Below are 15,385 nucleotides of genomic sequence, written 5' to 3' on the forward strand. Positions count from 1 at the left end.
CAAACACAAAACGATAAACTGTTAATAGAAAATGGGTAAGCCAACGGGTTTTTTAGAATTTACCAGGGAATTGCCCGGTAAAAAACCAGTAGAGGAAAGGTTGAAAAATTACAACGAATTCATTGAGCGGTACAGCGATGAAAAGCTCAACCAGCAATCGGCACGTTGTATGAATTGTGGCGTTCCTTTCTGCCATAGCGGTTGCCCGCTGGGTAATATCATACCTGAATTTAACGATGCGGTGTACCGCAAGAGCTGGCAGGAAGCGTATGAGATACTGGCTTCTACCAATAATTTTCCGGAGTTCACCGGCCGTATTTGCCCGGCGCCCTGCGAAAGCGCCTGCGTACTGGGCATTAACCAACCGGCGATCACGATCGAGGAAATTGAAAAACATATTATAGAAATAGCTTTTGAAAAAGGATTTGTGAAGCCCCGGAAGCCACATGTGCGTACCGGCAAGAAAGTAGCAGTGGTAGGCTCTGGTCCGGCTGGTTTGGCTGCTGCAGCGCAGTTGAACTATGCAGGTCACTCGGTTACCGTGTTTGAGCGGGACGATCAGCCAGGCGGTTTATTGCGCTATGGCATACCCGATTTCAAACTGGAGAAATGGGTGATCGACAGAAGGATCAAACTCATGGAAGAGGAAGGGGTTACTTTCCGCTGTCATGCCAATGTGGGTGAAAATGTGCGCATCAACGACCTGTTGCGTGAATACCACGCCATTGTACTGGCAGGCGGTTCTACGGTTCCCCGTGATCTCAAGATCCCCGGCCGCGACCTGAAAGGCGTGTATTATGCCATGCAGTTCCTGAAACAGCAGAACAAACGCAATGCCGGCATCGATCCGCTGGCCCACGCGAATATTGAAAGCAATATTTTCAGTGAAAATTTATTAGCTACGAATAAGAATGTAGTGGTAATTGGTGGTGGTGATACCGGCAGCGACTGCGTGGGCACCAGCAACCGGCATAAAGCCAAATCGGTAACGCAGTTTGAGCTGTTGCCCAAACCGCCGGAAGGCCGTAATGATTTTATGCCCTGGCCAACTTACCCTATGATCTTAAAGACCTCTACTTCCCATGAGGAAGGCGCTAACCGCCACTGGGCCATTGCCACCAAAGAATTTATTGGCGATAAAAAGGGCAACCTGAAAGCGCTGAAGGTGGTTGACCTGGAGTGGCAGGTGACGGAAGATGGCAGACCTTCGCAGTTTGTAGAGAAAGCCGGCTCAGAACGCGAGATCCCCTGTGAACTGGCACTGCTGGCCATGGGTTTTGTGCATCCGCAGCATGAAGGTCTGTTGAACGAACTGGGCGTTGATCTCGATAGCAGAGGCAATGTTCGGGCTACTGAAAAAGAATACAAGACAAGCATCAACAAAGTGTTTGTGGCCGGTGATATGCGCCGGGGTCAAAGCCTGGTGGTTTGGGCCATCAGCGAAGGCCGCGAATGTGCCCGCAAAGTGGATGAATTTTTGAATGAAGGGGTATCATATTTAGAAAGCAAGGATCAGAATATTGTATTAGCGATATAAGCTTAAACGGCCGTTTTTGAAGAAGCCACTTCGCGTTTGCGGGTGGCTTTTTTCATTATGATCAAGGGAATAAGGGAAGAAGAATCAATACATTAGTATAAATTATATATGTGTTCGGCGGGCAGGATGATCAGGATTTATGGAGATTTGGTGTTCAATAATACACCTAGTACCGGAAGCGGCTTTAAAAATCACCCCAAAATGGTCAAAAAAGTTCCCGAAGGACGCCTGGCATAAAAAAATGTGCGCAAGACATAAAAAAATGCAGTTTTAGCAATTCGAGGTAAAACGACGGTTAATTTTTGAAGCCATCCAAAAAGGATGGCTTTTTTAATTTCAAAACAATCGTTTATTTAAAGAATGGGCCAGCAAGCAGTTATAACGGATAAGCAAGATAAATGAGATACATATAGTGATTTATAAAATCTAAATTATTTATGATGTGTTATCTTAAAAAATTAATATTTTCGAATAGATAATATTAGATAGTAATAATTACTAATATCATTTCATCTAAACTAAAACAACGGAAAAAAATGAAACTGTCATTCAAATCGGTTATGCCGTTCCTGGTATTGGTAGTACTGGCCCTGGCTGCCATGTTTGTTACACCTGAAGCGGATTATGTTCCGGGCGCAAACGAAACCCAGTATAGTGCAGCAGATATTGCATGGGTACTGGTTTCAACGGCACTGGTCTTTTTAATGACACCTGGTCTGGCCTTCTTTTACGGCGGTATGGTGCATCGTAAAAACGTTATCTCCACAATGATCAAGAGTGTGGTTGCTGCCGGTGTGGTAGGCGTATTATGGGTTGTTGTAGGGTTTAGCATGAGCTTTGGTGAGTCTATCGGCGGTTTTATCGGTAATCCCGGCACCTTCCTGTTTTTCAAGGGGGTGAAAGCCGGCGCTGCCTGGCCTGCTGCCACCACTATTCCCCTGGGTCTGTTTGCCATCTTCCAGATGATGTTCGCTATCATCACCCCCGGCCTCGTGGTAGGTGCTGTAGCTGAACGTATCCGGTTCACTTCTTATATCTTATTCATCGTATTGTTCAGCTTGCTGGTATACGCTCCTGTAGCGCACTGGTCATGGCATCCGAACGGCTTCCTCGCCAAAATGGGTGTATGGGACTTCGCAGGTGGTACCGTAGTGCATATTACAGCCGGTTGTGCTGCGCTTGCAGGCGCCCTGGTGCTGAAACGCAGAAAAGTACACATTGCACAAAAAGAAACCCCTGCGGCCAACGTGCCTTATGTATTGATCGGTACCGGTTTACTGTGGTTCGGCTGGTTTGGTTTTAACGCAGGTTCTGCTGTTGGTGCTTCCGGCCTGGCCGTAAACGCTTTCGGAACGACCAATACTGCAGCTGCTGCCGCTGGTTTGGCCTGGATGTTCTTTGATGTGGTAAAAGGCAAAAAACCTTCCGTATTAGGTTTCTGTATCGGTGCTGTGGTCGGTCTGGTGGCCATCACGCCAGCTGCCGGTTTTGTTGGAATTCCCCAAAGTATCATTATAGGTGTTGTAGGTGCCATTATTTCGAATATCGCGGTAAGTATTAAACAAAGGTCTACCCTCGACGATACGCTCGATGTATTCCCCTGCCATGGTTTAGGCGGTATCGTAGGTATGTTGCTGACCGGTGTATTTGCCAACGAACTGGCGCATGGCATTAAAGGCGGCCCGCAAGGTTTGTTCTACGGTAATCCTTCTTTCTTCTTTACCCAGTTCAAAGCAATGGCTATCGTGGTTTTATACAGCTTCACTGTTTCTTTCCTCATATTCAAATTCATCAACTTCATTCTGCCTTTACGTGTTACTGAAGAAGAAGAAGAGCTCGGTCTGGATGAAACTCAACACAATGAGAAGTATTTACAAGGCACTTTGCTGGTAAATGGTGAGAATGGTAAACTGGTTGAGAAACCTGTAGAGTTCTAAAAAGTAAAAAAGGTACAGCTTTAAAGAAAGATCGACGCTTCTGACACAAGTCCGGTCTTTGCATAAGAAAGTATCCACAAGGTAATTTCCCTAAACGGTGAGAAGGAACTGGTTGAAAAAACCGGTAGGAGTTCTACAAAAGAAAAAGGTACAGCTTTAATAAAAGATCGAAGCTTCTGACACAAGCCCGATCCTTATCACCGTACCCTTTTCATTAACACTTAAAATCTAACTGCAATGTTAAGAAAAATTTCTTCATTGGCCATCTTTAGCGTGGCCCTGGGTTCCTATGTACACGCACAAGATTCTACGAAAAAAGCAGCTCTGAATATTACTGGTTCTGTTGACGCATATTATCGCTATAATTTTCATAATGCCAAAGATTCCGGCTATCTGAATAATCTTACCAGTTTTACCAACTCGCACAACTCGTTCGAGCTGGGGATGGCATCGGTAAAAGCCGAGTATACTACTGGTAAAGTTACCGGGGTTGTTGACCTGGGTTTTGGCAGAAGGGCAGAGGAGTTTTCCTATAATGAAAAAGGAAATGGCCTGGGTACCGCCATCAAACAGGCCTATATCTCGGTAGCAGCTTCTGATAAATTGAAGTTCACCATGGGTAAGTGGGCTACGCATGTGGGTTACGAGCTGGTAGATGCCTATCTGAACCGAAACTACAGTATGTCGTATATGTTCTCATTCGGTCCCTTCTTTCATACCGGTTTGAAGGCGGAGTATACGGCAGGAAATTTTGGTTTTATGCTGGGTGTGGCCAACCCCACAGACAATGTAACCGCCAGTTTCGCCAAGAAAATGGTGCTGGGCCAGGTTAGCGCCACCGGCAGCGACGGTAAAATAAAAGCCTACCTGAATTATGTAGGTGGCAAAGACATGGGTGAGAATAACATTAACCAGGTTGACCTCACCGTTACCGGAACCATCAGCGATAAATTCAGCATTGGTTATAATGGCACCATGCAGTCGGTAAAAGCGGTTGGTAAAAGCAGTGGTGACTCCTGGTGGGGATCTGCTGTTTACCTGAACGTAGATCCTTCCAAAGTGTTCGGGTTGACTTTGCGTGGTGAATATTTCGATGATAAGAATGGGGTGTCCGGATTAGCGACGGAGGATTATGCAGGTATGGCTACGAGTGTATTTGCCGCTACTTTATCGGGTAATATCCGCATCGATAACCTCACGATCATCCCTGAGTTCAGGTTAGATAATTCGAAAGAGGCCATCTTCATGAAGAATCCAAATGAAGGCGTAAAAAGCACAGGTACTTTCCTGCTCGCAGCAACCTGGCATTTTTAACTGCTGATAAGAAGAATACAATTTTTTACAGTCCATACAAGGGCCGTGACCCAAACCAGCCAGCTTATTGATTAAATGGAAAGAGGATATTTCCTGCTGTGGAAATATCCTCTTTTGTTAGCCGGAGAGCAGAACAATTTCAGCAGAATGATTGTATTATATATAATATTATATATTTCATAATTGCCATGATGACGCCAAAAAATGGTACTTTTGACAATAATCGATTGGTATTTTAATTATCTAATGGCAATATTTGATGTGGTAGTTTAAAATAACAATACATTGCATTTTTCATAATGTATGAGTTGGAATCCGGAAGAAGCAGGCGATGGCATATGAAAAAGGCAGAAGACTAAAAAGAGAAGACGGTTGACACTTTTATATATTGATCACGATTGTTTGCCGAACGCCGTTGACAGACGATGGTGTTTATATTCAAGTATGACCAAAACTAACTAAGCGCTGTGCGGTAATATGTGAAATAGTATTTAATGCTTTTTTTCATTACCGTTGTTTTAGTTATCAGAAAACGCATCCGTTTCGCCGGGTGCGTTTATTTTTTGGGTCAATGGCGAATGGCCAATGGTCAATATGCTCGCGTAGCTTTTCGCATAACAAGAACGGGCAACCCCGTGCTGTGGTTACCCGTTTTTTGTGAGCTGAGGGGCCTCGGTAAATTATTGACCATTCACCATTGACCATGCAGGACCTAAGCCGAATTCCTGCCGGCATTGATAATGCCAAACGAACTGCGGATGACCAGCTTCTCAAAAGTTTCTTTATGTTGTGGAGGTGCATTTTGTTCTTCCATCTGGCGGATACGCGCCATAGCGTATTGCTGAATCGTGGTCAGCGGTAATACGATGCGTTCGCGCATTTGGATCGACAACTGCTCAACCGGATAATCGGCCATCAATTCGCTTTTGCCGGAGATCAGGAAGATATATCGTTGCGTTAGTTCATATTCTTTATAGATCAGGTTCCAGATCTCGCCGTAGCGCGGGTCTTGCGCCAGGTATTCCGTTAAGGGGAAAAAGCATTTCTTCATCGCCATTTCGCAATTATCGATCAGCGTTTTAAAGAACAGCGAGTGGCGGTATACTTTCTTGATTTCGTTCAATTTGCCTTTTTTCTCCATGGCCTGCAAAGCAGTGCCCACGCCGTAATATCCGGTAACGTTTTGTTTTAACTGGCTCCAGGCGCCAACAAATGGAATGGCCCGCAGATCCTTTAACGACAGCTTCGAGGAAGAACCGCGTTTAGCCGGCCGGCTGCCGATATTGGTTTGGCTGTAAAATTTGAGCGGACTGATATGTGCCAGATATTCTAAAAAGTCTGGATTGTTCTTCAGTTCATTATAGGCTTTCAATCCTTCGGCCGCCAGCTCGCCTAGTATCACTTCTTCTTCTTTGGTAAGCGTTTTATCATTATCGGCAAACACATCATTCGAAATACCGGCATTCAATAACTGCTCGATATTGTACTGGGCAGAATCAATGGTGCCGAAATTGGAACTTACGGTTTGGCCCTGGATGGTCAATTGAATTTCTTTGTTGGAAATGTTCTTGCCCATGGAGGCATAGAACTTATGCGTTTTACCGCCACCACGGGCCGGAGGACCGCCGCGGCCATCGAAGAATACGACATCGATGCCATATTTTGCCGAAATGCTGGTGAGCTTTTCTTTGGCTTTGTAAATGCTCCAGTTGGCCATCAGGTAACCGCCGTCTTTGGTGCCATCAGAAAAACCAAGCATGATGGTCTGGCGGTCTTTCCGTTTTTGCAGGTGCTTGCGATAGGTTTCGTTCTCATACAATTCCTGCATAATATCGGCTGCTTCCTGCAGGTCGTCGATGGTTTCAAACAGGGGCACAATATCAATGGTAAGCTCATCACTTTTCCAGCCGCAGAGTTTGAACAGTCCGTATACCTCCAGCATATTCAATGCGCTGTTGCACTGGCTGATGATATAGCGGCTGCAGCCTTCAATGCCATTGTATTGTTGAATTTCTTTGATGGTCTTAATGGAAAGCAGGGTGTCTTTTTCAAGGCCGTCTTCGAATACATGTCCGCCAATATCACCGCTGGCTTTTGAAAGCAGCTTTTTCTTTTCGTCGGCGGAAAGCGTTGCATAGTTACGGGGAAGGATATCTGTTTTTTCAGCGATAGCTTCCAGTACTTTATTGTGAACGCTGCTGTCCTGCCGGATATCGAGGGAGGCGAAGTGCAGGCCAAATACATGCACTTTATTGATCAGGCTGTCTACCAGGTGCTGGAATAATCCATTATGCTGGTAGATCAGGATCTCTCTTATTTTTTGTAATGCATCGAGTATGCCCTCTTTGCTTAAGAAGGTGCGCTGACCGGGAATGAAAATATTTTCGTATAACTGTTTTTCCAGGTCGGCCAGAATGGTGTCGATACCCTTAAACGTGAGCCTTCTTTTCAGGCGGCGTACTTCGAGGTAATAACATTTTATAATGCTGCCACGCAGGGCATCGGCTACTTTAAGGGTGGTATCAACGGTTACGTTGGGATTGCCGTCGCGGTCGCCACCCGGCCAGAAACCCATGGTGATCACCGGGTTGGTGTCGGGGATCATTTGCGGGAACTGGTTATTCAGGAAGGTGAGGATACGGCCGGCCGCATTGTAGAATACGTTTTCGAGGTACCAGATAAGGCTGATGGCCTCATCGTATGGTGTTGGTTTTTGTTTTTTGAAGAAAGGCGTTTTACCCAGCTGTTGCAAGTACATGTTGATCTGGTTGGTATTGTTTTCAGCCAGCGCTTTCGACAGGTCGTTTATGATACCCAGGACCGGACCGGGGTAGAACTGGGTAGGGTGGGCGGTTAGCACCAACCGGATGGAAAAGTCTTCCAGCTTTTTAGCCAGTGCTTCCTGTTTGCCTTCCTGTATAACATCAGATGCCAGGTATTTAAGCGTACCAATGCCATTGAGGTCATTGATCTCCCTGAAAGAAGCATCTTCCAGGGCGTCGAATAAAACTACCTGCCGCTCAACGTATTGAATGAAGCGGAACAACAGGTCGAGTTTATCCTGTTCCTTCGTATAGGATGTATGTTTTTCAAAGAATTCCTCAATGATCTGCGTAGGGCTCTGCTTCTTTTTATACCCTTCTTCACAATTGTTTAAAAGCAGGGAAAGAAGAATACCGGTCTTTTCAATCCGGTGGAACGGGAGCGAGGTAAACAGGCTGTTGTAGAGCTGAAATTTTATGCCTACGTGGTTTTTAAATTGCTGCAGTCCTCTTGATGACTGGTGGTCCATGTAATTTCGAGTTTATGGCATTAATGCAAAAATATAGCAAGCAGCAAAGAAAATCGGGGAATGAAAGTACGTTGAAAAAATTAAATAGGAGCAGGTTACATTGATTTGTTTTTAATAATGCCATAAAACCCTTGTATTTACTGGGTTTCAGGCAACCCGGAAATAGCGGAGTGGTCAAAAAAAATTAAAAACTAACAAATGTTATAGACTTTTGGTGTTATCTTTGGTTATATCCAAACACAAAGTGGTACAATTTCAACATATCATTCTTTCATCCAGCACAGTAGCTTCCACAGCTACAACTACCACTATTACAACAACCCGTTAAGGGTTGTACATTTCCATATTACCAACTGGGGTTTCACCTACCTTCATCCCGCAAAGCGGGAAATAAGATCACGAAAGCAAGGTATTCAACTAATTTCAAATCAATTTAATTTCAGGTTATGCAGGTTTTAAAGTTCGGCGGTACTTCAGTAGCAAATGCCGAGAACATGAATAAGGTAAGCGGTATTGTTCAACAGGCTTTAGTACGTTTGCCCCAGGGTAAAACGATTGTTGTAGTATCAGCTTTAGGTGGTGTAACTGATGTATTATTACAAAGTGGTGGTATGGCTGCTGCCGGTGATGAAAGTTATAAAGAGCTGTTGCAGAAAGTGGAACAACGCCACCTGGAAGCGGTAAAAGCGCTGATACCAGTAACCCAGCAAAGCAGTGTACTAAGCTGGGTAAAGCAACGCTGTAATGAAATAGAAGATATTTGCAATGGTGTGTTCTTACTCGGCGAATTAAGCGCCCGCACCAAAGACCGCATTGTAAGTTTTGGCGAATTGCTTTCCTCTAAAATAATTGCCGCCCATTTAAATGCACAGGGCGTTGAAAATACCTGGGTCGACTCCCGTGAGATCATTCGTACCGATACGCATTATGGAAGCGCTGCCGTAGACTTTGCGATTACCAATTCCCTCTGTCATGATTTCTTTTCGGCCGCAGCTGCCCGTTTGTTCATTGTACCGGGCTTTGTAGCTGCTGATGCCAAAGGCAATACCACTACCCTGGGCCGCGGCGGCAGCGATTATACAGCCGCAATCATTGCCGGCGCCATGAATGCATTAACCCTCGAAATATGGACTGATGTAAGCGGTATGATGACGGCCGATCCGCGCTTGGTGCCAAATGCCCGGATATTACCGCATATTTCCTACCAGGAAGCCATGGAACTGTCGCATTTTGGCGCCAAAGTAATTTATCCGCCTACCATTCAACCGGTAATGAGTAAGAACATTCCGGTATGGATCAAGAATACCTTTGCTCCCGAAGATCATGGAACTGTGATCGAGAACGATGTGCATAAAAACGGCAATAACATCCGCGGCATTTCCAGCATCAATAAAATTGCCTTGCTGAGCCTTGAAGGAAGCGGCATGGTAGGCATTCCCGGTTTCTCCCGCCGTTTATTTGAATCCCTGGCCAATGACCTTATCAATGTGATCCTCATTACTCAGGGATCTTCAGAGCATTCTATCTGTGTAGGTATCGACGAAGCCCTGGCCGATAAAGCTAAGCTGGCGGTTGACAGAACATTTGCCTATGAAATAGAAACCGGCCGTGTTGAACCTTTACGGGTTGAAAAAGGACTGGCCATTGTAGCCCTTGTTGGCGATAATATGAAAAGCCACCCGGGCATCAGCGGAAAAATGTTTGGCGCTATTGGCCGCAATGGGGTGAATGTACGTGCTATCGCCCAGGGTTCTTCGGAAAGAAATATCTCCGCCGTGATCGCAGCTGCTGATGTTAAAAAAGCCATTAACGTATTACACGAAGATTTTTTTGAAACTACCTATAAACAAATTAACCTGTTTGTGGCCGGTACCGGTAATGTGGGCAGTAAACTGCTGGCGCAACTCAAACAACAGCAACAGTACCTGCAACAAAATATGCGTTTACAGGTACGCATAGTAGGTATGGCCAACAGTAAAAAAATGGTGTTCAGTGATGAAGGCATTGAGCTGGATAACTGGCGCGATCATTTGCAGAAGGGGGAGGCCAGCGACCTGGCCAAATTTGTAGAAACCGTGCGCTCGAAAAATCTGCGCAACTCGGTATTCGTTGATGTTACTGCCAATGAAATGGTGGCCCAGGTCTATGACCAGCTGCTGGCAAAAAGTATTTCGGTTGTAGCCTGTAATAAAGTAGCCTGTTCTTCTGCATATGTTTATTATAAAAAGCTGAAAGACCTGGCCCGTGAATACAATGCCTTCTTCCTCTTTGAGACGAACGTGGGGGCAGGTTTACCGGTGATAGGCACCCTGAATGACCTCTTGCGCAGCGGCGATGTGGTTACCCGTATAGAGGCGGTGCTGAGCGGAACCCTGAACTTTGTATTTAACAATTATGATGGCACCCGCAGTTTTGCGCAGGTGGTAAAACAGGCCCAGGATGAAGGTTATACCGAGCCTGATCCCCGCTTAGACCTGAGTGGAACCGATGTTATGCGTAAGATCATGATCCTGGCCCGGGAAGCCGGTGAGCACCTGGAAATGGAAGACATCAGCAACAACAGCTTTATGCCCGCTTCGTGTATGGTAGGCAGTGTGGATGATTTTTATAAGGAAATGGAAAAGCAGGAAAAGCATTTTAAAGAGATCTACCAGCAGGCAGCTTCAGCGGGTAAGAAACTGAAGTTTGTTGCGAAATACGAAGGCGGAAAGGCTTCGGTGGGTTTGCAGCATGTTGATTCGCAGTCTGATTTTTACCATTTGTATGGGAAGGATAATGTGGTACTGTTCTATACCAACCGTTACCCCGATCAGCCTTTGGTGGTAAAAGGGGCAGGGGCTGGCGCGGAAGTAACCGCATCCGGTGTGTTTGCAGATATTATCCGGGCAGCGCACTAAATACAAATGTGCTGATGTGCTGATGTGCTAATGTGCTGATATGCTAGTGTGCAAAGGACCACAATCAAATACAGAAAGGACAAACGAGTCAAACAAGTTAAACGAATAAAATGGCAAATGAAATAAAAGGCGTGCAGGTTTTTGCACCGGCAACTGTAGCCAACCTGGTTTGTGGATTTGATGTATTGGGAATGGCACTGCAGGAACCGCAGGATGTAATGACCGTACGGCTGCGTGAACAACCCGGTATCGCCATACAACATGCCGACGGTTATGATCTGCCGGTAGAACCGGAAAAGAATGTAGCTGGCGCTTCCCTGCTGGCTTTGATGGACGAATGGAAAGAGAAAGTAGGTTTTGAAGTGATCATTGATAAACGCATTAAACCCGGCAGCGGCCTGGGGTCCAGTGCCGCCAGCTCGGCCGGGGCAGTGGTTGCTGCCAATCATTTGCTGGGAAATCCGTTCAGCAAGGAAGACCTGGTAAGGTTTGCCATGAATGGCGAGAAAGTAGCATCAGGTGTAAAACATGCCGATAATATCGCCCCCTGTATCTATGGCGGTATAACGCTTATCCGTTCAATTTTTCCGTTGGATATCGTACAACTGACTGCACCGCCCATGTATGTAACCGTGGTGCACCCGCAGATAGAAGTGCGCACGTCCGATGCCCGGCAGATCCTGCGGAAAGAAGTACAGTTGAAAGCCGCGATCAAACAATGGGGCAATATCGCCGGCCTGGTAGCGGGTTTCATGAAGAATGATTATGCGCTGATCGGCCGCTCATTGGAAGATGTGATCATTGAACCTGTACGCAGCATCCTCATTCCCGGCTTCGATGACGTTAAAAAGAAAAGCAAGGAGGCAGGTGCATTGGGCGGCGGCATTTCCGGTTCAGGCCCTTCTGTATTTATGCTTAGCAAAGAGGAGGCGGTGGCCAAAGGCGTTGAAAACATCATGACAGATGTTTATACGCGGCTCGGCATAGAGTTCAAGACCTATGTAACGAATATCAATTATAACGGAGCGAAAGTAATTAGCTAATTAGCTAATGTGCTGATGTGATAATGGAAAGGCAAAGCCGAAATTGGCTATCAACACAGAAATATCAGTTTGTATTTTCATTAGCATATTAGCAACTGATCACAACTTGTCCCGCTCTGGGGATTATCGAATTATCACATTATCACATTGACCAATGAAGTATTACAGTTTAAATAAACAATCGCCGGATGTAGATTTCAAGGAAGCAACCATCAAAGGGCAGGCGCCTGACAAAGGCTTGTATTTTCCGCAAACTATTCCGGTACACGACCCGGCTTTTTTTGAGAACAGCTGGGAGTATAGCAATGAAGAAATTGCTTTCCGCCTGATCCGGCCATATATTGGCGGAACCATTCCGGATGAGGCACTCCATGGCATTGTAAAAGAAACCATCAACTTTCCCATTCCCCTGGTGCCGGTCAGTGACCGCATATTTTCGTTGGAATTGTTTCACGGGCCCACGCTGGCGTTTAAAGATGTTGGCGCCCGTTTCATGAGCCGTTGCCTGGGTTATTTTGCCCATGAGCGCAGCGAGAAAGTGGTGGTGCTGGTAGCTACTTCGGGCGACACCGGCGGCGCCGTTGCACATGGTTTTTATGATGTGCCCGGCGTGGAAGTGGTGATCCTGTATCCCTCCGGAAAAGTAAGCTCGGTACAGGAAAAACAGCTGACCACATTAGGTAAAAATATTCATGCGCTGGAAGTAACCGGTACATTTGACGATTGCCAGCAAATGGTAAAGCAGGCATTTGCCGATGAAGCGCTCAACAAAAAGATATTTGTCACTTCAGCCAATTCCATTAATGTAGCCCGCTGGTTGCCCCAGCAGTTCTATTACGCATTTGCCTGGAAGCAATGGGCAGATAAGGAGAATCCCCCGGTCATATCGGTACCCAGCGGCAATTTTGGAAATATCTGTGCCGGCTTACTGGCACATGTTTCCGGTTTACCGGTGAAACATTTTATTGCTGCCTGCAACGCGAATGCCGTAGTCCCTTCCTTCCTGGCCAGCGGTGATTATCAACCGAAAAAAGCCGTTGCTACCATTTCCAACGCGATGGATGTGGGTAACCCAAGCAATTTTGTGCGAATACTTGAACTATTCCACCACAAACTGGGTGATCTGCGTAATGTATTGACCGGCTACAGCATTTCAGATGATGAAACAAGAGTGGTGATGAAGGACGTATATCAGCAATTCAGGTACCTGCCCGATCCGCATGGCGCCGTTGGCTACCTGGCACTGGAACGTTATTTACAGGAACATGCCGGCGATAAGGGAATCTTCCTCGAAACAGCGCACCCGGTGAAGTTTTATGATGTGGTAGAGCCCGTTATAGGCGAACAGGTGCCGGTGCCTGCAAGCATCGAGGATCAATTGAAGCTGAGTAAAAAGAGCCATGTTATGCCGCCTGAGTATGCTGCTTTAAAAGAGGCCTTGTTAGCGAAATATTAAAATACCTCTATAGATAAAGAAAGGTAGGGCTTTTTGCATCGGCCCTACCTTTTTAATATAAAAGAATAATGAAGGTTTATTAAACGATCCCCGCCAGCTCGAGGCTTTTCTTTTTCAGTTTCCGCACTTCCACATCTTCAATGACGGCTTCCGGCGACAGGATCAGCGAAGTTTTGTTTTCGCGCCACCAGCTGTTTTGCGCCAGTTCATTAAAGTGAAGCACACCTACCAGGTATTTACGGTCGGTTTCTGCATGCCATTCTTCAATCCATTCAAATTTCTCTTTCGGAATAAATTTCCAGTCATCAAAGCTCACATACACGCGTACATAGAAATCATTGGTGAGCTCATTGGGCGTATGGTGATACAATTTCTTGTACTCATATTTATATTGATAGCGCAGGGCAGAGAGGTCGCTTAATACGGCAGAAGCGGTAGGGAAACTGCCGGCGCCTTTGCCATAGAAAAATTGTTTATCGGCGAAACCACTTTCTATCACAACGCCATTGTATTCATTTTTTACAAAGGCGAGGTGATCATCCTGCTTTACAAATTGAGGTAATACAAATGCTGCTACTTTTCCATTTTCGAGTTTCTTCGCCTGGGCTACCAGTTTAATATCGTAATGTTTTTCGGTGGCAACCAGCGCATCGTTTTGATGAATATTCTGAATGCCGTTAAATACCACTGCGTCGGGTGATACTACAATGCCATAAGCATGGGTGAGCAGGAAATTCCATTTGTTGGCTGCATCAAATCCTTCCACATCGAGGGTAGGGTCGCTTTCAGCAAAACCCAGCTGTTGGGCCAGTAACAATGCTTGTTGAAAGTCGAGCTTGTCTTCAAACATCTTGGTAAGAATGAAATTGGTAGAGCCGTTGACGATCGCCTTGATGGAGTGTAAGAGATCATTATCGTAGTATTCTTCAAGATTGCGGATGACCGGGATGGAAGCGCAGGCGGCAGATTCATAGAGGAAGGAGCGGCCGGTTAATTTTTGCAGGCCCAGTAATTCTGGTAAATGCTCTGCGATCATCTTCTTACTGGCGCTTACGACATCTTTTCCATGCTTCAATGCCGTAGAAACGATCTCGAAAGCGGGTTCCGATTCGTTGATCACTTCCACGATCACATTGATCTCAGGATCATTGAGCAATTCATCTTTATCGGTGGTGAACAATGTATCCGGGGCATTGCGTTTTTTTCCGGGGTTCTTTATACAGACCTTTTTAATAGTGGCTTTCAGCGAAGGTGTTTGTTGTAATACTTTATACAAACCTTCTCCTACTACACCAAAACCAAATAAACCGATTGTTAATGACTTGTGTGCGTCCATATGATAAACTGATTTGCTAATTTGATAATTTGCTAATGTGCTAATTTGAATGAGATATAATCCGCGATGTTTTGGCCTTTAGTTTTTTCCTTCAGCGTTATGCCTTCTTACATTTCTACCGACCATTCATCTTCCACGATCTGCCAGTCGTTGAACTGTTCTTTACCGCCGCGGATCTTCCAGTCAGAATCGATGGTTAATTTTGAGCTGATGCCACCGCGTGGATTGCAAACCATCACCAGCCGTAAGCGGGCAGGTTCATATACAGCGATCAGATCATCATAAATGATGTTGATCAGTCTCTCGTAAGACACCACGATGTTGCGCAGCTGGAAAACATAATGTTTCAGCGATTTCAATTCAATGATCTTCTTACCGGGATAGAAAGTGCAGTAGATCACTGCAAAATCAGGTTGCTCCTTAACACCCAGAAAAGTGAACTCAGGTATTTTGATCTTGATCTCATACGCCTGGCCAGTGGGGTTAGGGATCGGTTTTAAGATACTACGGTCTATATCCTTGTAGGTTTTAACAGGTTCCCGGGTAATTTGTTCAGACATGTTTTTTGCTGTT

9 protein-coding genes are annotated in these 15,385 nt (G+C 45.6%); 6 read left to right on the top strand and 3 right to left on the bottom strand.

What is annotated here, in order from left to right; translation table 11 throughout:
- Positions 1-31 precede the first annotated feature (31 nt).
- The 3 genes from JT717_RS18230 to JT717_RS18240 all read left to right on the top strand — a co-directional run bounded on the left by JT717_RS18230 (position 32) and on the right by JT717_RS18240 (position 4,788).
- Entirely contained in the window at positions 32-1,537 is a 1,506-nt protein-coding gene (locus JT717_RS18230) for a glutamate synthase subunit beta (protein WP_205512203.1), read from the top strand.
- A 536-nt stretch (positions 1,538-2,073) separates the two neighbouring features.
- The gene (locus JT717_RS18235; RefSeq protein ID WP_205512205.1) at positions 2,074-3,474 is read left to right on the top strand and encodes an ammonium transporter; all 1,401 of its coding nucleotides are present in this window, start codon (positions 2,074-2,076) and stop codon (positions 3,472-3,474) included.
- 237 nt (positions 3,475-3,711) lie between these two features.
- Positions 3,712-4,788 carry a porin gene (locus JT717_RS18240; RefSeq protein ID WP_205512207.1) on the top strand — a complete coding sequence of 359 codons (1,077 nt, stop codon included), beginning with the start codon at positions 3,712-3,714 and terminating at the stop codon, positions 4,786-4,788.
- A gap of 712 nt (positions 4,789-5,500) precedes the next feature.
- On the opposite strand, the gene JT717_RS18245 is transcribed toward JT717_RS18240, so the two are convergent.
- Positions 5,501-8,080, bottom strand: a complete 2,580-nt coding sequence (locus JT717_RS18245) for a phosphoenolpyruvate carboxylase (protein WP_205512209.1) — start codon at positions 8,078-8,080, stop codon at positions 5,501-5,503.
- A 446-nt stretch (positions 8,081-8,526) separates the two neighbouring features.
- On the opposite strand from JT717_RS18245, the gene thrA reads away from it, so the two are divergent.
- From thrA to thrC, 3 genes are all read left to right on the top strand, one after another.
- The gene (gene thrA, locus JT717_RS18250; RefSeq protein ID WP_205512211.1) at positions 8,527-10,977 is read left to right on the top strand and encodes a bifunctional aspartate kinase/homoserine dehydrogenase I; all 2,451 of its coding nucleotides are present in this window, start codon (positions 8,527-8,529) and stop codon (positions 10,975-10,977) included.
- A gap of 110 nt (positions 10,978-11,087) precedes the next feature.
- Positions 11,088-12,020, top strand: coding sequence for a homoserine kinase (locus JT717_RS18255; protein WP_205512213.1), 933 nt, complete (start codon positions 11,088-11,090; stop codon positions 12,018-12,020).
- A gap of 154 nt (positions 12,021-12,174) precedes the next feature.
- A complete protein-coding gene (gene thrC, locus JT717_RS18260; protein ID WP_205512214.1) occupies positions 12,175-13,476 on the top strand; it encodes a threonine synthase in 1,302 nt (433 codons plus the stop codon).
- A 79-nt stretch (positions 13,477-13,555) separates the two neighbouring features.
- On the opposite strand, the gene JT717_RS18265 is transcribed toward thrC, so the two are convergent.
- Positions 13,556-14,812 (bottom strand): homoserine dehydrogenase, encoded by a 1,257-nt coding sequence (locus tag JT717_RS18265; protein ID WP_205512216.1) that lies wholly within the window; start codon positions 14,810-14,812, stop codon positions 13,556-13,558.
- 107 nt (positions 14,813-14,919) lie between these two features.
- Entirely contained in the window at positions 14,920-15,372 is a 453-nt protein-coding gene (queF, locus tag JT717_RS18270; RefSeq protein WP_205512218.1) for a preQ(1) synthase, read from the bottom strand.
- Positions 15,373-15,385: the final 13 nt, after the last annotated feature.

The organism is Longitalea arenae (assembly GCF_016924755.1).
Classification (GTDB): domain Bacteria; phylum Bacteroidota; class Bacteroidia; order Chitinophagales; family Chitinophagaceae; genus Niastella; species Niastella arenae.